Source organism: Pantoea sp. PA1 (assembly GCF_056856975.1).
This window is the reverse complement of record NZ_JBXGEE010000001.1, coordinates 1,529,126-1,552,462: the sequence shown is the minus strand read 5'-3', so window position 1 is coordinate 1,552,462 and position 23,337 is coordinate 1,529,126. Positions and strand designations below refer to the sequence as shown.

The window sequence follows — 23,337 nt, the reverse complement described above, 5'->3', positions numbered from 1 at the left end:
GAATGCTGCGCTGCCGGGGGGGCGATGCAGCAGGGAGAGTGTAACGGTCAGGCGCGTAAGAAATCCTGCCGTGCACTGTTAAAGAATCGAAAAAGGGCATCCTTACTCAGATTTACCTGACTTTTCCTGTTAACAGAGCAGATTCAGCTATAGTTGAGAATAAAGCTGATTTTTTTCAATACCTAAAGGAATGGTTATGGACCTCTTAAGAATTATTATCGCTATCCTGCTACCCCCACTGGGCGTGTTCATGCAGGTCGGTTTTGGCGGCGCGTTCTGGCTGAATATCCTGCTGACCCTCTGTGGCTACATCCCCGGCATTATCCATGCCGTATGGGTCATTGCCCGCCGCTAACGCGCTGCATCCCTCAGGTTCTTCGGTTAGACTGTACGCAGTAAATCATCAGGAGAACCGACATGAAGGTAAATGACCGCGTCAGCGTCAGAACGGATGGCGGCCCGCGTCGCGTGGGCACCATTCTGGCGATGGAGCCGTTCAACGAGGGCACAATGTTTCTGGTTGCGCTCGAAGATTATCCGCTGGGTATCTGGTTTTTTAATGAGACGCATCAGCCGGATGGGATCTTCGTTGAGCCTTACCACGACGCCTGAGCCTGACGCGCATAAAAAAAGCCGCCTTTCCGGCTCCCGGAGGCGGCTTTTTGCATAGAAGGGCCCTGAGCGCTGTCGCCCGCGACCCCGCTTAATGACTCAGAAAGTTTCCCAGTTTTCGTTGCTGCCAGCCAGCGCCTGGCGGGGCGCGACGGCTACCGTTTTGACCGGTGCAGCCGGACGGGAAGCCATCGCGGTGGCCGCCGGTGAAGCCTGCAGGCGGAAAGCGGCGACGGCCTGGGTCAGTTTACCCGCCTGATCCTCCAGTGACGCGGCGGCGGCTGTCGCTTCTTCTACCAGCGAGGCGTTCTGCTGAGTGACGTTATCCATCTCAGTCACCGCCTGGCTGACCTGCTGAATCCCGCGGCTCTGCTCGTCGGAGGCGGCCGCAATCTCTGACATAATATCGGTCACCCGACGCACCGCCTCGACAATCTCACCCATCGTATTCCCGGCTGCGCCCACCTGCTGTGAACCGTCATTAATCAGTGCGACTGACTCGGCAATCAGGGACTCAATCTCTTTTGCCGCCTGTGCACTCCGCTGGGCCAGATTCCGCACTTCGCTGGCGACCACCGCAAAACCGCGCCCCTGTTCACCGGCACGCGCCGCCTCGACGGCCGCGTTCAGCGCCAGGATGTTAGTCTGAAACGCAATGCTGTTAATGACGTTAGTGATCTCCGCAATCTTCTTCGAGCTGCCGGAAATATTGGTCATGGTTTTCACCACACCGCTGACCAGCTCGCCGCCGCTGCGTGCCTTGCCGGAGGCATCGGCAGCCAGCTGACTGGCGTGATGCGCGTTCTCCGCATTCTGCTTCACGGTGGCGGTAAGCTCTTCCATGCTGGCCGCGGTCTGTTCCAGCGCGGCGGCCTGCTGCTCGGTGCGGGAAGAGAGGTCGGTGTTACCGGCGGAGATTTCGCTGGATCCCTGATAAATGGCGACAGCGCCTTCTCGCACCGTTCCAACCGTGGTGACCAGTGCCTGCTGCATCAGTTGCAGGTTATGGATCAGCGTACCGATTTCACTGCGCCCACAGGGCAGGGGAGCGGAGGTCAGATCGCCCTGCGCGATGCGTTCAATGCGTTCCACTGACTGCCGTAAAGGATTGATCACAATCCGCCGCAGGAAGACAAAGGTCAGCAGAACCAGTACCAGTGCGGCCACAAACGCGACCCCCATCGCAATAAAACCGATGCGTGACTGCGCATCGGCTTCAGCGGTAATGGCATTCGCCCGGTCGGTCCGGATTTTAATCGCCTTCAGCAGCACCTGATTATATTCATCATCCAGCTTGCGGGTGACATCCGTCTCCTGAGCAATAATCCCCTCAAAGCTGCCCTGCTTACCGGCATTGATCATCGGCAGCAGGCCTTTAGTAATGTAGTTATTGAAGCGTGCCTGCAGCGTGGCATCGAGTTCGGTATCAGAGGGCGACTTCACCTTACGCGCTTCATAGACCGCAAAGCCCTCTTTGGCCTGCTGGATACGTTTTTCGGCTGCCGCGACGTTCGCGCGAAACTCATCCATTTCGCCAATGCGGGCAGCCGCACCGGCCTGAATAATCGTCAGACGTGCCGTACGCAGATGGTTTGAACTGTTGGCGAGCCCCATACGAACCTGAATTTCGTCGGTGGCATCATCGAGGGAGTGATTGCTTAAGGTAAGAAAGTAACTGGCGACGCCAATACAGAGTGCAAACAGCAGCAGAATGCCGCCGAAGATGAGGCTAAACAGCGGCACCAGGCGGAGATTCTGCCAGATGCCCGCGCTTTTTTGTCCATCATTATCTAATGCAGTGTTCATATCCTTGCTCTCTCAGGGCTGTTGTTATAAGGCTTAGCATCGGCAAAGGAGAGTAAAGGCTTAGCAGTAAGAGTGAGACGTGGCTCCCAATTCTGAGCAAAAAAAAACCGGCCCATCGGAGCCGGTTTTTCTGGTTTAACGATCAGCGGATATTAACGTAAATACCCGAGGTCACATTATCGGTTAAACGCACCACATGATAAATCACCTGTTTATTATGGGTTTTGATTTTGCGTTTAATATTACCTTTGTGTGACGATACCGTTTTGGCCTTAATTTGCATTTTATCTGAAATCTGAATGGTGTCATGACCTGACATCCACATTTTCAGCATGTTTGACTCGGTCTGGCTCAGCGTCAGCGGGTGAACATCCATGCCCGAAGAGATACGCGCAGACTGGTTGAGTTTCTTCTGCAAATAGGTGCTGAGTAAGGAATCCAGGGTCGACGTTTTCATCGATTTTGATGTAATAATCAGGTTCTTACGAACGTAGAGATATTCCTCAAAATGGATATTGCTAATCGCCATAAAGATAAAGAAGAGTGTATCGGGATGCTGCGTAATAATGCTGCGGATACGCTCACTGGAATCGGATTCATGAATGAAACAATCTTCATTAATAAATACGACACCAGGATTTAATTGCTCACATTTCTGCTGTAGTTGCTCAATGTCGGAGACGGAAGAGATATTTTTCTTCTTAACTCCTTTCAAAGACATGTAGTCTGTTAATCCCAGGCGTGTGTAGTTGCAGGAATCCATAATAATAGTTGGCATAATAGCGACCCTCACCAATTTGTTATCCGTTTAAATCAACGATGAATACGCGTTGCGATACGAGAGAGATTTCTTAGGTACTTTTTTATTCTGCTCGTGCAGTGTGGTAACAGGCAATCGCCCGTAAAAGTCTTCATCCCTGACCCGTTCTGCAAAAAATTTGTGCTGCCCTGACGTCACACATTCTCCGACTGTGGCGGGGAGTGCCAGTGAAATGCCGGAGGTTAAGTATTACTCAATTTTTGGGAGCCTTGTCACTATCCCTGAAAACCCGGAGTTTTCTGATAGGACAATTCTCAAAAACATTTGTTTTACGAAAGTGTGATGTCTCAGCGTGCGTTGACAATGCCGGAAAAAACATTTTTTAACAAGAAAAATTCGTTAAAGTTTTTTTCTTCGCAATTTCAATGGTTTGACCGATTTGCCTGCACATTCACAGTCTGAGAGCTTCTGTGAACCACCCAACTAAAATACGCGAAGCCCGGTTTAATAAGAATTATTTTCAGACTCTCAGCACATTTATCAGAATATCCTTAGTTGCATTCTGGAAAACATGGTTCGGAAAATGCACGGATGGTTTTGCGATACTTAAGTGTGGTGATGGAAAGATAGTTAGAAAGTTAATGTTCAGGTTCGGGATAGTTCTGTCAGGAACAGGGCGAGTAAATCAAATACTTCACCGAACAAATGCTCACAGAACGGGGCGAGAAGGGGCATCAGCAGGCTGATGGTTAAAATTCCGACTGATAAGGTAATCGGGAAGCCAATTGCGAAGATCGATAACTGTGGTGAAACGCGGTTTAACAAACCCAGTACCAGATTTAGCATGAGTAACAAAACGATTAAGGGCAGCGCTAACATCATGCCATTAAGGAAAATTAATCCGCCCGATTTCACCAGCGCCATAAAAGCATTGGCATTCAGCGGGTGACCGCCAATCGGCAGGGTATGAAAACTGTCCGCCAGTAACGACATCAGCCACAGGTGTCCGTTAAAGGTCAGGAACAGTAACATCGCCAGCATGTCGAGAAAGCGGGCCAGCACCGGCATGTTCAGACGGCTGCCGGGGTCGAAAAAGGTGGCGAACGACAGACCCATCTGCAGGCCAATCACTTCCCCGGCGCAGCGCACGGCAGCGAAGGCAAACTGCATGGTGAAGCCCAGTGCGATGCCAATCAGCATCTGCTGGATCAGCAGCCAGAATCCGGCAGGCGAAAAGAGCGTGACATTAACAGCAGGCAGCAGCGGCATCAGCAGCCAGGTGATCATCACCGCCAGCCCGATTTTGACACGCTTACTGACGGAACGTTCACTGAGGATCGGTGCGGTGGCAAACAACGCCATGATACGCACCAGTGGCCAGAAGAACTGGCTGACCCACTGAACCAGCTGGCTGCTGTCGAGAGTAATCATCAGCCGATGATGTAAGGCAGGTTAGTAAAGACGGTGCGGATATAGTCCAGCAGCAGATTCAGCATCCACGGGCCGGCAATAATCCCGGTGGTCGCCACCGCCAGAATCTTGGGAATAAAGGATAAGGTCTGTTCGTTGACCTGGGTTGCCGCCTGGATCAGGCTGATCAGCAGGCCGCTAACCAGCGCAGCCAGCAGCAGCGGGGCGGCCAGCATCAGGGCGACGCGCATCGCTTCCTGTCCCATTACCATTACTGATTCGGGTGTCATGTGTTGCTCCGGGAAGAAAAGGGGATCAGGAGTAGAAGCTTTGCGCCAGTGAACCGACCAGCAGCTGCCAGCCATCGACCAGAACAAACAGCATCAGTTTAAACGGCAGTGAGATGGTCGCGGGCGGCACCATCATCATCCCCAGCGCCATCAGCACGCTGGCGACGACCAGATCAATGATCAGAAACGGGATAAAGACGGTAAAGCCAATCTGGAACGCGGTCTTCAGCTCGCTGGTCACGTAAGCGGGCAGCAGAATGCGCATCGGCACGGCTTCCGGACCGGCAATCGGTGCCACGTTTGCCAGCCGGGCAAACAGGGCTAAGTCCGCTTCACGCGTCTGGCGCAGCATAAAATCACGCAGCGGCTGGGCGCCTTTCTCAATCGCCACATCCATGCTGATCTTGTCCTGGCTGAAGGGCAGATAGGCATCCTGATAAATCCGGTCAAAGGTCGGCGCCATGATAAAGAAGGTCAGGAACAGCGACAGGCCAAGCAGCACCTGATTCGGCGGGGCAGAGGGCGTGCCCAGCGCGTTACGCAGCAGACCAAACACAATGATGATACGGGTGAAGCTGGTCATCATCAGCAGCACCGCCGGAATAAAGGTCAGCGCCGTGATAAAGACCAGCGTCTGCACCGGCAGCGACCAGCTCTGACCGCCATTGGGCAGCGAATGACTCACCAGGCCCGGCAGCTGGGCATGGGCAACCGGTGCCAGTAACAGGAGTGGCAGTAAAGGAAGCAGTCGACGCATCATGGGTTTTTTCCGGGACGTTTAACCAGGTTCTGTAACAGCTGACGAAAATCCTGTGGTGCACTGTTGACCGGCGTCACTGACGCCGGTTCACCCGGCGGCAGGGTGTGCAGGTGAGTAATCTGCTGTGCGGTAATGCCCAGCACCAGACGGGCATCGGCGGTATCCACAATCACCACCCGCTCACGCTGGCCCACGGAGACGCTGGCTGTGAGCTTCAGCTCCTGGCTGCTGACCTTTTTCGGCGCGAAGCCGACACGGCGTGCCAGCCAGGCGCAGGCCAGAATCAGTAAAATAATTAACGCTAATACGCTGCTGACCTGAGCCAGCATCGAGCCGGTGGAGATCGCCTGGGCCTGAGGTGCAGCCGGTTGCAGCGTTTGATTCTGGCTGGTCATATTCAGCGACTCAGACGACGCATACGTTCAGACGGGGTGATGATATCGGTGATGCGAACGCCATATTTGTCGTTCACGACCACGACTTCACCCTGAGCGATCAGGTAGCCATTAATCAGGATATCAAGCGGTTCACCCGCCAGGCCATCCAGTGACACCACGGAACCCTGCGTCAGACGCAGCAGCTCTTTGATGGTCATCTTGGTGCGGCCCAGTTCCACGGTGAGCTTCACCGGGATATCCATAATCAGATCGATGTCCTGCAGTGAGCCTGCCACATTCGGGCTGTCGAATGACTTAAAGACGTCATCGGTTTGCGGCGCGCTGCTGCTGCCGACCTGCTCATTCATCGCTTCAGCCCACAGATCGTCCGCAGAGATATCGTCAGACGGTTTATTACTGTCAGTCATGGGGCTGTTCCTCGTTCAGCGAATTCAAAATCGGGTTAATCAGGTGTTCGACACGGAGCGCATACTGGCCGTTCATCGTGCCATATTGGCTGGTTAAAACCGGGACGCTATCGACATGGGCGATAATGCGTTCCGGTTTCTCAATCGGCAGCACATCGCCGGGTTTCAGCTGCAGGATCCGTGACAGACGCAGCGAGGTTTCGGCAAAGTGAGCGATCAGTTCCAGCTCAGAGTGCTGCACCTGTTTGACCAGGTTGTCACGCCAGTGGTTATCTTCCTGGCGGGAGTTTTCGAGCGGTGGGTTCACCAGCAGCTCGCGCAGCGGTTCAATCATTGAAAACGGGATGCAGATATTAAACTCACCCACCAGGTTACCAATCTCCACCTGGAACGGCGTGTTAACCACGATATCGTTCGGTGAGGTGGTAATGTTGGTGAACTTTACCTGCATCTCTGAACGTACATATTCGACGTCCAGGGGATAAATCGCCTTCCAGGCGTCGCTGTAACCATCCAGCGCCAGCTTCAGCATGCGGCGAATAACCCGTTGCTCGGTATGGGTGAACTCACGGCCCTCGACCTTGGTCGGGAACCGTCCGTCGCCACCAAACAGGTTATCAACGGCGATAAAGACCAGGCTGGGTGAGAACACCACCAGCGCGGTGCCGCGCAGCGGTTTCAGGTGGATCAGGTTCAGGTTGGTTGGCACCGGCAGATTGCGGGCAAACTCATGATACGGCTGAATCTTGATCGCCCCGACGCTGACATCCGGGCTACGGCGCAGCAGGTTAAACAGCGCCATACGGAAACTACGGGCAAAACGCTCGTTAATGATCTCCAGCGCCTGTAAACGCTCGCGCACCACGCGGCGCTGGGTGTTCGGGTCGTAAGGACGAATATCGCCTTCCGGCCCGCTTTGTTTCTTTTCTTCTTCCGCGCTGCCACTGTCGCCGTTTAAAAGGGCGTCAATTTCAGCCTGGGAGAGAATGCTATCGCCCATTGATTCACCTCAAAATGAAGGCGGTAAACAGCACGTCGTTTACAGCCTGCGGAGGTTGACCTTTCACCAGCGGAGGTGTCAGCGCCTGTTTGATTTGTTCAACAAGCGCCTGTTTTCCCTGCTCTGTCGCCAGGGCCGAAGCACTCTGACGCGAGAGCAGCAGCAGCAGACGGCTGCGCACCTCAGGCAGATAGTCATTCATCCGACGACGGGTATCCTCATCGGCCAGACGCAGGGTAAAGCCTACGTACAGCACGCGGTCAGGATCGTTGTCGGGATTGACCAGGTTAACCGTAAATGTATCAAGTGCAAAAAAGACCGGAGCGGGAGGCGGTTCAACTTTCGCCACCTCAGGCTTATCGCCCTCGTGTTTGTTCATCATTCGCCAGACTGCATAGCCTGCCACGCTGCAAGCGGCCAGCGTCACAATGAGCAACACCGGTATTAAGAGTTTACGTTTGCGGCCTTTAGCTTTCGCGTTATCAGACATGGTTGCAGTTACTTCCTGTGAATTATGGGCAAGCCTCTCGGCTCACGGGACAGATTATCCCGCGTCTTAAGTCAAACCAATGGGCAGAATAGACGCGGGTTTTACGCTTACCTTCAGCGTTTATCGCTGTCAGGCAAAAGTGTCGACGGCGCTGTTACCGCTGACGCGAGCCTGAAGGGCGGCGGGGACGGCAATCGGCGTAATGTCGGTGTCACTGTCCTGGGGGAGGGAGAAGCGGCCATGCTGTCCGTCGCGGCGCGCCTCCTGTTGATTCTGGAAGCTCTGGCTCTGCGCGGAACTGTCACTGCTCACCTGACTCTCGCCCAGGTTGATACCGCTCTCTGCCAGCGCGCTGCGCAGCTGCGGTATCGCGGCTTCCAACGCCGATCTGACGTGGCTGTGGCTGGAAACCAGACTAATCTGTGCCTGGTCGTTATCCAGTTTCAGGCTGATCTGGATAGCGCCGAGGTCTTCCGGATGTAAACGCAACTCCGCGTTCTGCTGGCCGTTGCGACTGAACATCACAATCTGCTGACTCAGCGCCTGCTGCCACTCGTCGCTGCCCAGCTGCGCATTCAGCATCGGCGTTGAGGGGGTGCTGCTGGTCGCTGACGCGGTCACCGGCGCGGGCAGGGTGCTGGCGCTCGTAATCGGGCCGCTGATGTTCACACTACTGTCGCTGGCGCTGCTGTGCGTCGCGGCCTGATCATCCTGCTTCATCATCGCACTCAGCGCCTGCTGGAAATGGCTGTCTGAGGCCAAGTTCAGGCTGCTGTTGCTGCTCTGCGCGGTGCTGCTGCTCTGGCTCGCCGCGTTGCTCGCCGCAGGCGCGTTCAGCGCCGCACCTTTTATCTCGTGCTTCTCATCTTTACCCGGTGCAGTGCTCTGCGATGAGCTGCTCTCCGGTGCTGTGTTCAGCATCTGTGTCAGCGCGGTCAGCGCTTTACGGCCGCCATCGCTCTGGCTGATCACCTCACCCGATTCACTGCTGACGGGCGGTGGCGCGCTGGCTGTTGCCGTGGCCGCACCCGGCAACATGGCGAACAGCGCCTGCACATTCTGTATCTCGCTGGCGCTTAAGGATGCCGCGTCCGGGCTCTCTTTATCATCGGCTGATTTTGACCCAGCTTTAATATTTTCCGGTTTCAGCAGGGCAGCCAGGGCAGCAGGATTATCCCGTGTTGCCAGCAGCGCACTGAGCGGAGAAGCAGGTCGACGCTCATCGGCCATTTCTGCTTTTGCGTCAGCGGATTGCGCCGCTTTTCCCTGCTGTTTTGCCAGGCCAAGCAGCTGGTTTCCCAGCGCGGTCAGAAAGTCCTGTGGCAGGGCATCTGACCCTGCCGCAGCGTCGGTTGCGACTGATGGTTCTGCGTCGGTTTTAGCCGTCGCTTTCATGGCAATGTTTGGCAGCGTAATCATTCGCCTCTCCTCAATGCGGCCCGTTGGGCAAATTCGTCCATCCGTTTCTGGTCGAGACGGTTTTCCTGTCGTAATGCATTTTCCGCTGCCCGCGTTATCAGGGTCTGATAGGCGTTCAGCCGCTGCTGTTTGTCACGCCAGTTGATCAGCGCCTGCTCCAGGCGCTGATTCCAGTTATTAAGCTGATTACGGTGCTGCTCAATCGCTTTTTCCAGCGTCTGAATAAACTGGTGATAGTTAGTCCAGCGGGTGCTGGCAATGCCGCTCGACATGTCATCGTTAAGTTTGTTGCGATATTCATCCTGATAGTCGAGCAGCATCGTCAGCTGTTCGTTGGCGGCATGCTGGCCGCGGCGCATATCGCCCAGATAGATGGCGGCCCGTTCGAGATCCTGCTCCGCTAAGTCGCGCAGCGTATCGATAGCATTTGCCGTTTTCATAGCCATTACCTCGCGTTAATCAGGTTGAGGCGCCAAACAGCGCATGGAGATGCAGGCTGGCGTCGTCATAATCGCTGCGCTCAAAGATGCCCTGTTGCAGGAAAGCTTCCATCTGCGGATAGAGCCGGATGGCTTTATCCAGCATCGGGTCGCTGCCGGCGGCATAGGCGCCCACGCTGACCAGATCGCGGTTACGCTGGAAGCTGGAGAGCAACTGCTTGAACTGGCGCACCTGGGCATAGTGGTTCTCATCGATCAGCGAGGTCATCGCACGACTGATCGACGCTTCAATATCAATGGCCGGATAGTGACCCGCTTCACCGAGCCGGCGCGACAGCACGATATGGCCGTCGAGAATCGCACGCGCGGAGTCGGCAATCGGGTCCTGCTGATCGTCACCTTCGGTCAGAACGGTATAGAACGCGGTGATGGAACCGCCGCCGTCGATACCGTTACCGGCACGCTCAACCAGCGCAGGCAGTTTGGCGAACACGGAAGGCGGATAGCCTTTGGTTGCCGGGGGTTCGCCGATCGCCAGGGCAATTTCACGCTGCGCCATGGCGTAGCGGGTCAGGGAGTCCATAATCAGCAGCACATGCTTGCCGCGGTCGCGAAAATCTTCCGCGATACGGGTCGCGTAGGCGGCACCCTGCATACGCAGCAGCGGTGAAACGTCTGCCGGGGCGGCGATGACCACCGAACGGGCGCGACCTTCAGCCCCGAGAATGTTCTCGATAAAATCTTTAACTTCGCGACCACGTTCGCCAATCAGGCCAACCACGATCACGTCCGCTTTGGTGTAGCGCGCCATCATGCCAAGCAGCACGCTTTTACCCACGCCTGAACCGGCAAACAGGCCCATACGCTGCCCGCGACCCACCGTCAGCAGGGCATTAATGGCACGCACGCCGGTATCCAGTACGTCGGTAATCGGCGTACGCTGCAGCGGGTTAAAAGGCGGCGTGATCAGCGGGGCGCGATAGCCGGTATCCGGTGATGGCAGACCATCCAGCGGCCGGCCACTGCCATCGAGTACGCGGCCCAGCAGTTCGGGGCCCAGCATCAGCTGTTTGCCCGCCTGCGGATTGTCGCCGCTCTGGCGCGCATAGACCCGCGCACCGGGTAAAATGCCGTCCACCTCTTCCAGTGGCATCATCAGCAGCTTCTGACCGTTGAATCCCACCACTTCGCTTTCGATTTCGCTGATGTTTTTGCCATCGTTGCGTTCAATGATGCAGGTTGCGCCCAGCGGCAGCTGTAAGCCTGTGGCTTCCAGCACCAGGCCGGTCGCGCGGGTCAGACGGCCATAACGGCGTACCGGCTGCACCTGGGAAATGCGTTTTTCAAAGGCGTCCAGCGAGCCCAGCCAGCGGTTCAGACGGGTGGTCATCAGATTTCTCCCGGTGCGGCGAGGCGGCAGAGTTCCTGCCAGCGTGTCGCGACGCTGGCATCCAGATCGCCATCTTCCGCGCTGAGTTTGCAGCCGCCAGGGTGCAGGGTGCTGTCAGCGATCAGCCGCCAGCCGTGCAGGTCCAGCGTCGGACCCAGGGTCTGTTCAATGCGCTGCAGATCGTCAGGGTGGACGCGCAGCTGAGGTTTGCCGCTGAACATCGGTTCCTGTTGCAGTAAACCCTGAATCTGACGCAGCAGGGCGGTGCCATCCACCGTGGTGGCCTGGCCAATCACCGAGCGCGCGGCTTCCAGCGCCAGCTGCATCAGGCGGGCAGCGATGACGCTGTCCAGCGACTCCAGCGTGTTCTGAAACTCGGTGACCAGCTGGGACATCCGCGCCTGCAGGGGGGCCTGCTGCTGCTGAGCATCGGCCAGACCCTGCTGAAAACCGGCGTCGTAGCCCGCTTTCTGGCCTTCGGTGACGCCCTGCTGAAAGCCTTCGTTGTAACCCTGGCCCTGCGCCTCTTTGCGCATCTGCTGCTGCAGACGTTCAAGCTGCTGCTGCTGCTCATCAACGCCGTCGTCAGATTCAGCGATCTCCGGCAGTGCCTCCGGTTCAGGCTCATCAAAACGACCCAGATCGGTAGGCTGCCACAGCTGCCACGGGCGGGCAGAAAATGCATCAGACATAGGTTTCCTCGCCACCACCAATCACCATCTCGCCAGATTCGGCCAGGCGGCGAACAATCAGCAGGATTGCTTTCTGTTCGTTCTCTACAGCAGACATCCGCACCGGACCGCGGTTGGCCAGATCGTCGCGCAGAATGTCGGCCGCACGGGCTGACATGTTTTTGAGGAACTTCTCGCGCAGCGGCTGTTCGGCCCCTTTCAGTGCCACCAGCAGCTGCTCGGACTCCACTTCCTGCAACAGGCGCTGGATGCTGCGGTCGTCCACTTCCACCAGGTTTTCGAACAGGAACATCTCGTCGATAATTTTCTGCGCCAGCTCGCCATCGAAGTCGCGAACGGCTTCGATAACCGCCTCTTCCTGCTGGGTTTTCATCAGGTTGATGATCTCGGCTGCGGTTCTCACGCCGCCCATCTTCGCGCGCTTGAGGTTGGTGCCATCCAGCAGGCCGTTCAGCACTTCGGTCAGTTCGGCCAGCGCGGCAGGCTGCACCCCACCAAAGGTCGCGATACGCAGCATCACATCGTGGCGCAGACGCTCGTCGAACAGCGCCAGAATATCGGCCGCCTGACCCCGTTTGAGGTGAACCAGGATGGTGGCGATGATCTGAGGATGCTCGTCGCGGATAAGGTCGGCAGCGGCCTGCGGCTCCATAAAGTTGAGCGTTTCCATCCCGCTGGTGGTTTCCCGCGTTTCGAGAATATCTTCCAGCAGACTGGCGGCACGCTCCTCGCCCAGCGCACGGGTCAGCACCGAGCGCAGGTATTCGTTGGAGTTCAGGCTCAGCGCCGCAAACTGCTCGGCATCGGTTTCGAACTCACGCAGTATCTCGGTCAGCTGCTTGTGTGACACCTGACGCATGCTGGCCATCGCGGCGCTGAGGTGCTGCACTTCGCGCTGGTTCAGATGTTTAAACACTTCCGCGGCGCGCTCTTCGCCAATGGTCATCATCAGGATGGCGCTTTTTTCAGTTCCGGTCAGACTCATAGCTCTTTACTCATCCATTCGCGAATCACCAGCGCAACAACGCGCGGATCGTTTTCTGACATGTCGCGGATGCGTTGACTCATCACTTCTGCGCTCATGCGGTTGTTAGACTTACGTTCCTGCTCCAGCTCATCTTTGCTGAGCTGCACACTAAAGGCTTCCTCTTCTTCCTGCTGCGTGGCGCGGGCGGCAACGGCTTCGGCGGCGGCTTTCTCGGCAGCCTGCTTACGCACCAGATGCGGACGCACCATCTTGCGGTAGAGAATGAAGGCCACCAGTGCAATCAACAGCCATTTACCCGCACTCATCAGCTGATCAAAGAAGGACTGCTGCTGCCAGAAGGGCAGGTCGGTGCTCACCGGCTCAGTCGAGTTGAACTGCGAGTTCACCACGTTGATGCTGTCGCCACGTGTCTGGGAGTAACCCATCGCTTCACGGGTCAGATCTTCAATCTGCTTCAGCTGCGCTTCATTCAGCGCGACCGTTTTGCCTTTGTCGTCGGTACGGAAGTTCACTACCACCGCAACGGAAAGCCGCTGCACGTCACCCACGTTGAGTTTGGTATGACGAATGGTGCGGTCCAGCTCGTAGTTCACGGTGTCATCACGACGTGAGTTGGTCGGCGTCGCGCTGGCTGTGGCCGTGCTGGTGGTCTGGCCGGCATTGTTCTGTCCGTTAGCATTCTGACCATTGGCGTTCTGGCCATTGGCCGCAGTGTTATTTGGCGTTGTGACCGGCGCTGAGTTAGCTGGTGCAGGCTGGTTAGAGAGTGCGCCTGGCACGCCACCCGGATACGGGCTGCCCGACTGATCGCTGGTGCTGGTCTGACGCGAACGGATCGCCGTATTCGACGGATTCGCGTTAGGCTGATATTTCTCGTCAGTCTGCTCGCTGGTATCGAAGTTAATCTGCGCGGTGACCTGCGCATGCACGTTGCCCTGGCCCACGATAGGATTCAGGATCGCTTCAATACGTTGCTGATAACGCGCTTCCACTTCAGAGGCATATTTCAGCTGTGCATCATTCAGATCGCGACCAACTGAGTCGGAGCGGGTCAGCAGGCGACCGGTCTGATCAACGACCGTCACGTTGCCCGGCGGTAAACCGGCGACACTGCTGGAGACCATATGGACGATGGCCTGAATCTGGCCTTCATCGAGCGCACGGCCCGGCTGCAGCGTTAAGGTGACAGAAGCAGACGGGGCTTTCTGCTCACGCACGAACAGGGTCGGTTTTGGCATCGCCAGATGGACACGGGCGCTTTTAACCGGGCCGAGTGATTCGATCGTGCGGGCCAGTTCGCCTTCCAGCGCGCGCTGATAGTTAACCTGCTCGCTGAACTGGCTGATGCCGAACTTCTCTTTATCGAGCAGTTCAAACCCCACCGAGCCGCCTTTCGGCAGACCCTGCTGAGCCAGACGCAGACGCAGCTCGTGCACGTTAGCCTCAGGCACCATCAGTGCGCCGCCGTTTTCAGCGAAGCGATAGGGGATGTTCATCTGCGTCAGCTGCGTGACGATAGCCCCGCCATCTTCATCAGAGAGGTTGTTGTAAAGCACGCTGTAGCTGGGCTGTTTTGCCCACAGCACCATCGCGATGACAATCGCGATAACGGCGGCGGCGGCGACGATAAGAGGAATACGCGGATTGGCGCGCAGGCGAGCGAGCAGGTCACCGAAGCCTTTCTTTTCTTGATCTGGTGTGGCGGCTGTACTCGCATTCATGACCGATTCCTGCCTGACGTAATTGACCGGGTAAGTTGAGATGGCAAAACAGACTCCCTGACCTGCGTAGATAAAATTTCCACTTCAATGCCAGGCATTATTAGGTGATAAGCAAAATTCGATGCGTGGATAAGGTAGGTTTTTTGCTGTCATTTAGCGCCTTTGTCTCATTGACAACGTGTTAACTTTTGCCCACAGAAAAAATCCCACCCTCTTTTATAAGGTATCGTTCATGTCTATTCAGGCTATTGACGGCGTACTCCAGCAGCTTCAGGTCACCTCACTGCAGGCCAGCAACCGCAGCAGTGAAGCTACAAATCAGATCGACTTTGGTGCAACCATGAAAGCCGCACTGGATAAGATCAGCGAAACGCAGACGACCGCACGCACCCAGGCGCAGGATTTTGAGATGGGGAAACCCGGCGTGGCGCTGAATGATGTGATGGTCGATCTCCAGAAATCCTCTATCTCCATGCAGATGGGGATTCAGGTCAGGAACAAGCTGGTCTCGGCGTACAGCGAGATTATGAATATGCAGGTGTAGCAAAGCTGAACCGGCTGGACGGGTAAAAACAGCGTGTGGAGGTTGAGGTCGCATAATGGATCTTCCTCCCAGGTCTGCACAGAAGGGTGGGGCTGAGAACGGTGGCATCAACAATCGCGCCACCCTTCGCTATACTCCTTCACATCCCGGGCGGCGAGGGAGGAAACACGGTTTCCCCTGCATCGCTGATCTGTTTCCCTTCGCTCCAGCAGGACGCCAGCATTATGAATAAAAGAGTTACCCTGATAGCCTGTCTGTTCGCCTTGTCAGCCCCCGCCTTCTCTGCCATGCAGTGCGGGCCGTTCTATCTGAAAGCGGATAAAAATCACTGGTTCTCCGTCAATGGCGAACGTGCGAAAACGCAGAAAGTGACGTTCAGTAAGGAGAAGGGGGATTACGAAAACGCAACGGTAAAGCTGCGGGCCAAAAACGCCCGGGCGCCGGGCATGGTTGATTTAGAGCAGACAACGCTTGCGGGGAAAGCAGAGCTCAGGGCTGAAATCGTCCGAACCAGCCAGAATCAGATTCGGATACGCGGTTCGTACGATTGTGTACAGGCGGAGTAAGCCGGGCTGCCCTGGCCGCCTCTGTCAGCGTGTCGCCGCTTCCGCTGATCAGCATCGGACCAGGGCAGGCCATGCTTTGCTGCCTGGATGCAAACGCTGTAATCATGGTCAGACTAATATGATGTCCGGCACGCTGTGACCATATCTGAAATCGCGGCCTGAACGTCAGACGCCTTCGGGTCAGCGTAGAAGGTGGCACTGGTCTGATTGCGGCTAAACCTGTCAATCTCGACCCACGCGACCGTTTCGCCATCCTGTTCGAGGTTAAATCTTTTTGTTCCTCCCGGCAGCGGATCATCCTGAGCCAGGTAAAGCTGCTGATTCTGTGCCGCCTCACTCAGGCAAGACTCAAGCTGCCAGGGATGCCCGTCAAAATACGCCATTTTTACCTGAGGATGAAGTCCGACGCGTCCCATGTCCACGCATCCGCTCAGCAGAATCAGGCTCAGGGAAATAACGCTTTTTTTCATTCCATATACTCTCATCGTTGCTGACGCTCTGCGTCGTGACAAAGAAAACGGCTCCCTGTCATTCCGGACAGATAATAGCGAATTACACAATGATAATCCGGCTGCATCACGATGGTCGTGTGCTGTTAAGGCGTCGTAAAAGAGAAGGGGAGAAAGCGGGCAGCGCATCAGACCGGTCAATTAACAGTTGGTAGGGCGACAGAGAGCGTGACAGACCAGCGCGCCCGGAGGACGCGCCTCACAGGAGTTACTGCGCCTTGAAAGGATCTTTTTTATCATCCTGGCTGTCATCATTTTTGCGCGGCACTTCCCCGTGATCTTTTGGGGCATCCGTCGCAGGGTGATCATCTTCCTCATAAGCGTTGCCCACGTGCGGCGCTGCTTCCGGCAGACTCTTGCTCACATCACCTTCATGCTTACGTTCTTCGTTCGTTTTATGCTTAAACATCATTCGCTCCTTTTGGTTCCCAGTGCTGTAAGTCTAGACCAGCGCTGAGATCTCGCCTCCGGCCCTGTCAGAGACATCGACGTGAAAGGATCTCTCTTCACTGCGGGCAACTCCAGCACCAGGCTGCAAGTGACTTCGATTAAAATATTCGATTGAACTGATTAATAAAAGGCATATAGTGAGCTGCGTTACCAGGAGATAGAGATTATGTTACGAGATCATTTAAAGATTGAAGCGGAAGACCAGTTAATCGAGCAGCGGTCGCTGAGCCTGCGAAATCGGGGTCAGGAAGAGGTCACCGAGTGGATTATTGTTAACCGCGAAGGGATTAAAAAGGGCGGCGTCACGCTGTTCGATAAACTCACAACCCGCCGCTCATGGCCGGTCAGCTACCGGATTATGCAGACTGACCTGCAGGGCAATGTGGTTGTCGATCGGCTGACCGACGCACTCTGATTTCCCGACATATTGCCACCACGGTTAAATGCAGAACCGATAACCCGCACCCGGCGGGTTTTTTTATGGCTGACGAAAGCGGCGCAGTTCGACCAGTGTACCAATCAGCTTCAGGTTATCGCGCCTGGAGTGCAGCTCAGGGAAATTGATATTGACCGGTGCGAGTTCAAACTGCGTGACACCCTCTTCACTGCCTCGCTGACGCCAGGTTCGCAGCAGGGCGACCTGTTGCTGTAGCGCCAGCACGCTGTCGCCAGGCTGCGGTGACAGGCTGGGATCGATAATCACCACATCATCGCGCAGAATCGCCGGTGCCATCGACTGATCCTCTACCCGAAAGGCAAAACTCTGCTGAGACAGCGCCATATCGTTATGCATCAGACGATCCTGCCGGACAGAACCGGCATCACTCAGCCATTGCGCCACATCGCGCTGCGCCAGCAAAGGAATCTGGTGCAGCCCGGCCCAGGCGCTTTCGCTGAAAACAGGGCCATCACCCTCTATCAGAAAGGCCGGTGCGCAGCCCAGTGCTTCAGAGAGCCGGAGCAGGTTTTCGCCACGCGGCAGAGTCTCCTCTTTTTCCCATTGCGAAACGGCCACATGGGACACGTTTACCTGCTGCGCCAGCTGCTTCTGCGTTAACTGCAGTGACTTGCGTCGGAGTCGGATGCGATCACCCAGGGTTTCGTTTTTCATCTGCTTGACTTTTTGGTTAAGAGTGACTTAAGTATACTTAAACCTGGTATTTAAGCAATCTTAAATTCGTGGGGGAAAAGGTGGCTGTTAAGCATGCCGTGAGTTCCAGAGACCTTACCGGAAAAAGGGGTGTGGCATGGAAAGTAGTCTGATTACCAGTATGGGGGCGTTAGTTCTGGGTGGGGGCGCCGCAGCACTTTTCTGGAAACCGTTGTTGGCGGGGATCGCCTCAATCGTGACCAGTAATCGGGCAGGCGGCGAAATTATTACCAGTTACAAAGAGCAGGTGGTGTTGCTGAAAGAGAGCAATGCGCTGATACGGGAGGAGAATGATGAGTTACGCGAACGGCACGACAGAAATCTGCGGCGTATTGCCACGCTTGAAACCGATCTCCGGTTAATCAAAAACGCAGTGGGTATTTTACTGGCAATGACCGAAACCGATCAGAACGATAAGTTTCGTAATGAAATTGATCGGCTTATCTCAACTCTGGAGGATCGCAGTGATGACACCGATAAATAGTCCTTTGACCGTTCTGACATACCGGCGAAAAGTGATTCTTGGCGGGATTCTGCTGAGCTGTTCGATGATCTGCATCCTGATGACCATCATTTTTCTCTATGTCAGCAACACCGCAAATAAACGGGTCGAGGAGATCCGGGCGGATTACCGGGTCATCGCCGCCCGCCGTGAGGACAAAGTCGATCTGCTCACGGATCAGGTTGCGGCGTTGCAGCATAAGCTTGATGCGCTGCCCGATCGCACAGCAGATAAAACGGTCAACAAAGTCAAAGAGGTGGTGAAAGAGGGCGATTTACCTTCGGCCGAAACGGGGCAATAGCCGTAACTTCCGATTATTCCTAGGGCGGCTTCGCTATTATCAACTACGTTTAAATCTCCGGGCGACATTTTCTGTCTTAAATGCAGGCCCGCTGATTGGCTGGTTGATGAACCGCAAAGCCTAATCACTTTGGAAAACTGACCAGAAGGAAAATTAGCATGAGCGATTCAACCGAAACCAAGACCAAAAACGATTATCTGCGTGACGTAGCGTCGCAGCTGAAAGAGATGCGCCACTATGCGCAGACCAATACTGAAACTCTCTCCAGCCACTGGTTAGCCTTTGATGCCGGTGAATATAAAGACAAGACCAACGCTGACCGAATCGACGCGTTGCTCAATAAACAGGGTAAACTGCTGGACGACCTGGATGCTGCTATTAAGGATATTGAGATTGAAATCAATCACAGTGAGCAGGAGAGCTGATTCCTCTCCCGCTAACTGATGCGGTGGCCGATCAGGGATTAATCGGCCACCAGCCACATTTCCGCTTCGTCGAACATCTCTTCCACGATACGCGCAACCGTCGCTTTATCGTTCTTACTCAAATCTGTGTCAATCGCATTACGCTCCATCGGCTTAACCTTAACTTCAATGTCAGGAAAGACCCGATGCACCCGCTTTTCCAGCTCCTCAAGAATCATCTCGCGAGCACCCGGTAAACCGGCAACGTTGCGCTTGTCATAAATCAATTCAACAAACATGATGGCAATCCATTCAGGGCAAAATCGCTGATCTATAATACTGTAAATAAAAACAGTAGCAAGGTTGCGCGCCGGTTTTGACGCAAATTTTTATGCCGTCCGGGCCGCCATCTTCAGCTGGAAAAATGCGCGCGCATCGCGACATAATGGCGGCTTACTCTTCAGGAGGCCTGCGCGATGCGACAACTGGTAATCGATATTCTGCTTAAGCTGGCGAAAATGGATGTGGATGCGAAAGAGCTGACCGCTCAGATTGAAGCCCAGTCGCTGCTGGTTGCGGCGCTGCTGGTACAGGCAAAACAGGATAACTCCCTGACCATTACCGAAACCGTACAGGATGCGATTGTCACCGCCTCCCGCTCTTCAGCCGAATTTATGCAGTCCGATGTTGATCTGCTGCTGACCCACATTAATCGTCTGCTGGCCGTGGCCAGTTATGTTGAGGTGAAGGGCAGGACCCCCTGAACGCGCGGGCAGGGTGAAAATGACCTCTGAAGAAGGTTAACCGGTACGCTTCTTCAGAGGTCGCCTCAATCAGAGTTCGTTTTTAATGCAGAACTCTTCCCAGCTCATCCCCAGTGACGCAGCATGGGATTTGAGATAAGTCTCGATAGCTTCAGCCGCCACCGCTTTATCCGGCTCAGCGAGCTGGATAGAAAAAATCATGCCATCCAGATTCTTCTGACGCAGGAAGGCCGCATAGATGCGTTCAGCATGCCATTCGCGCAGCTCTCGCAGTGAGAGATTGGCCGCGCGGGCATCGCTTTCAGTCAGTTCATCAAGGGCAGCCTGAAAGTCCGGGTGGGCGGTAAAAAACATCTCGCGTGCCTGCGCGTAGTAGGCTTCTGGGGTTTTCATCATTCTGTTCCTGAAAGTCTGTTGCAGCGCGCCAGTGTAACGGGTTGTCTTACGGTTGTCAGGCACCGTCGCGCCGGAATGTCGCGGCGGGGGCCGCCCGCAGACGGCCGCGCCGGGAACGCCGGGTAACGGATAAGGTGAGAAATGGGCTGCAATCCGGGGGGAAGCAGCAGCCCGAACCGTCAGATATCTTGCGCAGCGCGGGGAAAAAATTATAACGTAGCCGCCATTAACGCGATTTTAGGGATTAAACATGAAAAAGTGGATGCTGATTGCGGCGCTGGCACTGGGTGGCTGTGCGCAAATCAACGATTATGAAAATGCGGTGCAGACCCCGGCACCTGCCGATTTGCAGGGCAACTGGCAAACCGTCGGACCGCAGAGCGGTCTGATCAGCAGCCAGGCGACAGGCAGCATCATTATTAATGCGGATGGCAGCACGCTGGATTGCCGTCAGTGGCAGCGGGTGATCGCCAAGCCCGGCAAGCTGACCCGACTGAATGGCGACTACGTTAACGTGACGCGTCAGCTGCGTGTGATGCCGCTGGATGTCGACAATGGCGAGCTTAGCTACGATGGCCTGACGCTGCGAAAAGTGGCCCGTCCGACGGTTGAGTGTCAGCAGGCGCTGGAGGAGATGGCAAAGCAACCTAAAGCCACGGTGATCCAGAATATCGAACCCCAGTTACTGCGTACATCGATTACCGAGCACAACGCTCAGTCATAACGCCAGCTGTAAAAGAGCCCCGGCAGGGCAGAGCCATCCTGATGCTCTGACTGCCGGGGCTTCATACTGAGGTCAGCAAAAAATCAGTCCGCCACTACCCAGACGCTGACGCTGCCGCCGTTGCAGGCAAACACTGCGGTGCCGTGCTCATCGGCGGTGATTGTCTCTTCACGGTTACCCAGATAGTCGCGCCACACCTTACCGGCAAAGCCTTCACCCATGGGCACGCTTTTCTCACCCGCATCACCGTTTGACATAATCACCACGCAACCCGGCTGGGTTTCCGTGCCGCTGCGGCTGAAGGCGACACAGTTGGGATGATCAAAGTAGTCGGTCTGCACACCCCAGCCATACTGCTGCCGCGCCCGGATCAGGCCTTCGAGTTCCGGGATCACCGGCATCTCAATCTTGTGCATTTCACCGTCGCCACCCTCATCTTCGTACGTCGCGCCGAACAGGTCAGGATAGAAAACGGTTGGCACGCCCTGTTCACGCAGCAGGATCAGGGCATAGGCCAGCGGTTTGAACCAGGCTTCAACCGGCGCCTCCAGTGACTGCAGCGGCTGAGTGTCGTGGTTCGCCACGATAGTCACGGCATGCCACGGGTCAGCGACCACCAGAGAATTGGCAAAAATCTGGCTCATATCGTAGGCACTGCCTGCGGTTGACGCCTGATGGAAGTTCATATGCAGCGGGGCATCAAACAGCATGGTTTTGCCCTCCACCTGATGCACATACTCCTGCAGCTTCTCCGTTTCAAACGACCAGTATTCAGCGACGATAAACATCGGCTCTTCAGCCACCTCCTGAATATGGTCGATCCACTCCTTGTAGAACCACGCCGGGATATGTTTTACCGCATCCAGGCGGAAACCGGTGCAGGGAACCTGTTCCATCACCCAGCGCGCCCAGTATTTCAGCTCCTCTCTGACCGCATTGTTGCGGAAATCGATGTTGGCCCCCATCAGATAATCGAAATTACCCAGTTCGTTATCCACCTGGTCGTTCCAGCCTTCCGCGGTGTAATCGTTGATGATTTTGAACACACCGTTTTCGTCCGGATTTTCGATGTGGTCTACGCCGCTGAAACATTTGTGATCCCAGATGAATTTCGAATACTCCCCGGCGCGCGCCGGAAAGGTGAATTTGGTCCAGGCTTCACATTCGACGACCTCATCGTCAATTTCATCGCGGTTGTCCGGATTAACGCGGTTAACGCTGATCGCCTCTTTCTCGTCCGCGCCCATTTTGTGGTTCACCACCACATCGAGCAGCACCCCGATGCTATGGCTGCGCAGCGCCTCTGTGGCGGCCAGTAATTGCTGTTTGTCGCCATATTTGGTGGCAACCCCGCCTTTCTGATCGAATTCCCCCAAGTCAAAAAGATCATAGCTGTCGTAACCGACAGAATAACCACCCGAACCCCCTTTGTAACACGGTGGTAACCACGCCATCGTAATGCCAGTTTCGCTGAGCCACGCCGCGCGATCGGCGACTTCAGGCCACAGTTTGCTGCCATCCGGGTAATACCAATGGAAAAACTGTAATAACGTTGGGTTTTGCATGTACCGCTCTCCAGGGGGGATGATGAAAATCAAGTATGGAGTAAGCGGCAGAAAAGAGACGCCGCGCAGAAAAATAAATCTGGCGGCGTGGCAGAGCAGGGGATCAGGAGAGGGTTTCGCGGGGCACCATCACCACACCGCCCTGGTTACCATAGGCGGACATGACAGATTTCTGGCGGCTGCTCTGACCCACCAGCGCGGCCAGCTCATCCATCCGCGCCTGCAGCAGACGTTTCACTTCACTTTCGTTATCCAGGATATGCCGCAACACCGGGCGCAGCTGCTCCTGCGTCTGCGCCGATGGCGAGGCCTTATCTGTCGACTGGGCTAAATTCTGCACCGCGCTGACATACTCCATCTCCCTGCTGATCAATTCATCCCATTCGCCCTGTGCTGCGTGACGCAGCATGCCCTGGCTGAGATCGAGTAACTGTTGGTAAACGGCAATCAGATGCGGTGCAGTAGTCATTAAACGGCGTCCTGAATCAGGTTAGATTGAACCACTTCTTTCCACGCGTCCGCGATGTTGCGCAGCAGGCCTTCGACCTCCCCGACCGCTTCAACATCGTTGTGCAGGTTGGCCTGCAGCAGGCGACGCGTCATGTAGTTGTAAAGATCCAGCAGGTTATCTGCCAGTTCGTCACCACTGTTTTCAGCAAGCCCTTCTTTCAGACCAGCTTCGATAATATTGATAGCTTTAGAAATTGAGGTGCCTTTACCTTCAATATTGCCATCCTGCATAAACAGACGGGCGCGGATCAGCGCGCTCAGTGCGCCGTCGAACAGCATCACGACCAGCTGCTGCTGGCTGGCGCTCATCACGGCACTTTCGACGCCAATTTTTGCATAGGCTTTGGTGCCTGTAGCGGTGTACATGGT

Annotated in this window: 33 protein-coding genes; 10 read left to right on the top strand and 23 right to left on the bottom strand. The window is 55.5% G+C overall.

Annotation, left to right across the window (positions count from 1 at the left end; translation table 11 throughout):
* Positions 1-196 precede the first annotated feature (196 nt).
* Positions 197-355, top strand: a complete 159-nt coding sequence (locus AC1V0D_RS07590; protein WP_009089537.1) for a YqaE/Pmp3 family membrane protein — start codon at positions 197-199, stop codon at positions 353-355.
* 62 nt (positions 356-417) lie between these two features.
* Complete coding sequence (dsrB, locus tag AC1V0D_RS07585) at positions 418-612, top strand: protein DsrB (protein WP_009089538.1); 195 nt, start codon at positions 418-420, stop codon at positions 610-612.
* A gap of 99 nt (positions 613-711) precedes the next feature.
* Here the strand turns inward: dsrB and AC1V0D_RS07580 are convergent, their stop codons facing one another.
* From AC1V0D_RS07580 to fliF, 15 genes are all read right to left on the bottom strand, one after another.
* Positions 712-2,418 carry a methyl-accepting chemotaxis protein gene (locus AC1V0D_RS07580; RefSeq protein WP_140028908.1) on the bottom strand — a complete coding sequence of 569 codons (1,707 nt, stop codon included), beginning with the start codon at positions 2,416-2,418 and terminating at the stop codon, positions 712-714.
* Between the two features lie 142 nt (positions 2,419-2,560).
* Positions 2,561-3,196: a transcriptional regulator RcsA gene (gene rcsA / locus AC1V0D_RS07575; RefSeq protein WP_009089542.1), complete on the bottom strand. Its 636-nt coding sequence runs from the start codon at positions 3,194-3,196 to the stop codon at positions 2,561-2,563.
* A gap of 627 nt (positions 3,197-3,823) precedes the next feature.
* Positions 3,824-4,609 (bottom strand): flagellar biosynthetic protein FliR, encoded by a 786-nt coding sequence (gene fliR / locus AC1V0D_RS07570; protein ID WP_009089544.1) that lies wholly within the window; start codon positions 4,607-4,609, stop codon positions 3,824-3,826.
* Positions 4,609-4,878, bottom strand: a complete 270-nt coding sequence (gene fliQ / locus AC1V0D_RS07565) for a flagellar biosynthesis protein FliQ (RefSeq protein WP_003854466.1) — start codon at positions 4,876-4,878, stop codon at positions 4,609-4,611. The genes fliR and fliQ overlap by 1 nt, the downstream gene beginning before the upstream one ends.
* 25 nt (positions 4,879-4,903) lie before the next feature.
* Positions 4,904-5,635, bottom strand: coding sequence for a flagellar type III secretion system pore protein FliP (gene fliP / locus AC1V0D_RS07560; protein WP_009089546.1), 732 nt, complete (start codon positions 5,633-5,635; stop codon positions 4,904-4,906).
* On the bottom strand, positions 5,635-6,033 hold the full coding sequence (gene fliO, locus AC1V0D_RS07555; RefSeq protein ID WP_046102081.1) for a flagellar biosynthetic protein FliO: 399 nt from the start codon (positions 6,031-6,033) through the stop codon (positions 5,635-5,637). Before fliO ends, fliP begins: the two co-directional genes overlap by 1 nt.
* Positions 6,034-6,035: 2 nt before the next feature.
* A complete protein-coding gene (gene fliN / locus AC1V0D_RS07550; protein WP_058957683.1) occupies positions 6,036-6,443 on the bottom strand; it encodes a flagellar motor switch protein FliN in 408 nt (135 codons plus the stop codon).
* Positions 6,436-7,443, bottom strand: coding sequence for a flagellar motor switch protein FliM (fliM, locus tag AC1V0D_RS07545; RefSeq protein WP_009089551.1), 1,008 nt, complete (start codon positions 7,441-7,443; stop codon positions 6,436-6,438). Before fliM ends, fliN begins: the two co-directional genes overlap by 8 nt.
* A gap of 4 nt (positions 7,444-7,447) precedes the next feature.
* Positions 7,448-7,933 (bottom strand): flagellar basal body-associated protein FliL, encoded by a 486-nt coding sequence (gene fliL / locus AC1V0D_RS07540; RefSeq protein ID WP_009089553.1) that lies wholly within the window; start codon positions 7,931-7,933, stop codon positions 7,448-7,450.
* 129 nt (positions 7,934-8,062) lie between these two features.
* Positions 8,063-9,352 (bottom strand): flagellar hook-length control protein FliK, encoded by a 1,290-nt coding sequence (locus AC1V0D_RS07535; protein ID WP_482907186.1) that lies wholly within the window; start codon positions 9,350-9,352, stop codon positions 8,063-8,065.
* The gene (gene fliJ, locus AC1V0D_RS07530) at positions 9,349-9,792 is read right to left on the bottom strand and encodes a flagellar export protein FliJ (RefSeq protein ID WP_009089556.1); all 444 of its coding nucleotides are present in this window, start codon (positions 9,790-9,792) and stop codon (positions 9,349-9,351) included. Before fliJ ends, AC1V0D_RS07535 begins: the two co-directional genes overlap by 4 nt.
* 19 nt (positions 9,793-9,811) lie before the next feature.
* Entirely contained in the window at positions 9,812-11,182 is a 1,371-nt protein-coding gene (fliI, locus tag AC1V0D_RS07525) for a flagellar protein export ATPase FliI (RefSeq protein ID WP_009089558.1), read from the bottom strand.
* Entirely contained in the window at positions 11,182-11,874 is a 693-nt protein-coding gene (gene fliH / locus AC1V0D_RS07520) for a flagellar assembly protein FliH (protein ID WP_046102078.1), read from the bottom strand. The genes fliI and fliH overlap by 1 nt, the downstream gene beginning before the upstream one ends.
* A complete protein-coding gene (fliG, locus tag AC1V0D_RS07515; protein ID WP_009089561.1) occupies positions 11,867-12,859 on the bottom strand; it encodes a flagellar motor switch protein FliG in 993 nt (330 codons plus the stop codon). The genes fliH and fliG overlap by 8 nt, the downstream gene beginning before the upstream one ends.
* Positions 12,856-14,583 carry a flagellar basal-body MS-ring/collar protein FliF gene (gene fliF, locus AC1V0D_RS07510; RefSeq protein ID WP_111208693.1) on the bottom strand — a complete coding sequence of 576 codons (1,728 nt, stop codon included), beginning with the start codon at positions 14,581-14,583 and terminating at the stop codon, positions 12,856-12,858. The genes fliG and fliF overlap by 4 nt, the downstream gene beginning before the upstream one ends.
* A 232-nt stretch (positions 14,584-14,815) precedes the next feature.
* Between fliF and fliE the strand changes: the two genes are divergently transcribed.
* Entirely contained in the window at positions 14,816-15,127 is a 312-nt protein-coding gene (gene fliE / locus AC1V0D_RS07505) for a flagellar hook-basal body complex protein FliE (RefSeq protein WP_009089566.1), read from the top strand.
* Positions 15,128-15,228: 101 nt separating this feature from the next.
* On the top strand, positions 15,229-15,693 hold the full coding sequence (locus AC1V0D_RS07500) for a hypothetical protein (protein ID WP_482907185.1): 465 nt from the start codon (positions 15,229-15,231) through the stop codon (positions 15,691-15,693).
* 113 nt (positions 15,694-15,806) lie between these two features.
* On the opposite strand, the gene AC1V0D_RS07495 is transcribed toward AC1V0D_RS07500, so the two are convergent.
* Positions 15,807-16,163: a hypothetical protein gene (locus tag AC1V0D_RS07495; RefSeq protein WP_482907184.1), complete on the bottom strand. Its 357-nt coding sequence runs from the start codon at positions 16,161-16,163 to the stop codon at positions 15,807-15,809.
* Positions 16,164-16,410: 247 nt separating this feature from the next.
* The gene (locus AC1V0D_RS07490; protein ID WP_046102075.1) at positions 16,411-16,611 is read right to left on the bottom strand and encodes a hypothetical protein; all 201 of its coding nucleotides are present in this window, start codon (positions 16,609-16,611) and stop codon (positions 16,411-16,413) included.
* Between the two features lie 207 nt (positions 16,612-16,818).
* Here AC1V0D_RS07490 and AC1V0D_RS07485 point away from each other — a divergent pair, with 207 nt between their 5' ends.
* Positions 16,819-17,067 (top strand): hypothetical protein, encoded by a 249-nt coding sequence (locus AC1V0D_RS07485; protein ID WP_009089591.1) that lies wholly within the window; start codon positions 16,819-16,821, stop codon positions 17,065-17,067.
* Between the two features lie 63 nt (positions 17,068-17,130).
* Here the strand turns inward: AC1V0D_RS07485 and AC1V0D_RS07480 are convergent, their stop codons facing one another.
* Entirely contained in the window at positions 17,131-17,763 is a 633-nt protein-coding gene (locus tag AC1V0D_RS07480) for a helix-turn-helix domain-containing protein (protein ID WP_111208690.1), read from the bottom strand.
* Between the two features lie 136 nt (positions 17,764-17,899).
* Between AC1V0D_RS07480 and AC1V0D_RS07475 the strand changes: the two genes are divergently transcribed.
* The 3 genes from AC1V0D_RS07475 to AC1V0D_RS07465 all read left to right on the top strand — a co-directional run bounded on the left by AC1V0D_RS07475 (position 17,900) and on the right by AC1V0D_RS07465 (position 19,030).
* Positions 17,900-18,286, top strand: coding sequence for a hypothetical protein (locus AC1V0D_RS07475; RefSeq protein WP_009089595.1), 387 nt, complete (start codon positions 17,900-17,902; stop codon positions 18,284-18,286).
* Positions 18,270-18,605 carry a hypothetical protein gene (locus tag AC1V0D_RS07470; protein ID WP_033736205.1) on the top strand — a complete coding sequence of 112 codons (336 nt, stop codon included), beginning with the start codon at positions 18,270-18,272 and terminating at the stop codon, positions 18,603-18,605. The genes AC1V0D_RS07475 and AC1V0D_RS07470 overlap by 17 nt, the downstream gene beginning before the upstream one ends.
* Before the next feature lie 158 nt (positions 18,606-18,763).
* Positions 18,764-19,030, top strand: a complete 267-nt coding sequence (locus AC1V0D_RS07465) for a hypothetical protein (RefSeq protein ID WP_482907183.1) — start codon at positions 18,764-18,766, stop codon at positions 19,028-19,030.
* Between the two features lie 38 nt (positions 19,031-19,068).
* Here AC1V0D_RS07465 and AC1V0D_RS07460 read toward each other — a convergent pair whose 3' ends face one another.
* A complete protein-coding gene (locus AC1V0D_RS07460) occupies positions 19,069-19,308 on the bottom strand; it encodes a DinI-like family protein (RefSeq protein ID WP_009089600.1) in 240 nt (79 codons plus the stop codon).
* Positions 19,309-19,485: 177 nt separating this feature from the next.
* Here AC1V0D_RS07460 and iraP point away from each other — a divergent pair, with 177 nt between their 5' ends.
* On the top strand, positions 19,486-19,773 hold the full coding sequence (gene iraP / locus AC1V0D_RS07455) for an anti-adapter protein IraP (protein ID WP_009089602.1): 288 nt from the start codon (positions 19,486-19,488) through the stop codon (positions 19,771-19,773).
* A gap of 69 nt (positions 19,774-19,842) precedes the next feature.
* Here the strand turns inward: iraP and AC1V0D_RS07450 are convergent, their stop codons facing one another.
* The gene (locus AC1V0D_RS07450; RefSeq protein ID WP_482907406.1) at positions 19,843-20,166 is read right to left on the bottom strand and encodes a DUF6388 family protein; all 324 of its coding nucleotides are present in this window, start codon (positions 20,164-20,166) and stop codon (positions 19,843-19,845) included.
* Positions 20,167-20,419: 253 nt separating this feature from the next.
* Here AC1V0D_RS07450 and yedD point away from each other — a divergent pair, with 253 nt between their 5' ends.
* Positions 20,420-20,893 (top strand): lipoprotein YedD, encoded by a 474-nt coding sequence (gene yedD, locus AC1V0D_RS07445; protein ID WP_058958303.1) that lies wholly within the window; start codon positions 20,420-20,422, stop codon positions 20,891-20,893.
* A gap of 83 nt (positions 20,894-20,976) precedes the next feature.
* Here the strand turns inward: yedD and amyA are convergent, their stop codons facing one another.
* The 3 genes from amyA to fliS all read right to left on the bottom strand — a co-directional run bounded on the left by amyA (position 20,977) and on the right by fliS (position 23,334).
* The gene (gene amyA / locus AC1V0D_RS07440) at positions 20,977-22,458 is read right to left on the bottom strand and encodes an alpha-amylase (protein WP_482907182.1); all 1,482 of its coding nucleotides are present in this window, start codon (positions 22,456-22,458) and stop codon (positions 20,977-20,979) included.
* A 103-nt stretch (positions 22,459-22,561) separates the two neighbouring features.
* Positions 22,562-22,927, bottom strand: a complete 366-nt coding sequence (gene fliT / locus AC1V0D_RS07435) for a flagella biosynthesis regulatory protein FliT (RefSeq protein WP_009089609.1) — start codon at positions 22,925-22,927, stop codon at positions 22,562-22,564.
* Positions 22,927-23,334: a flagellar export chaperone FliS gene (gene fliS, locus AC1V0D_RS07430; protein ID WP_009089611.1), complete on the bottom strand. Its 408-nt coding sequence runs from the start codon at positions 23,332-23,334 to the stop codon at positions 22,927-22,929. Before fliS ends, fliT begins: the two co-directional genes overlap by 1 nt.
* Positions 23,335-23,337: the final 3 nt, after the last annotated feature.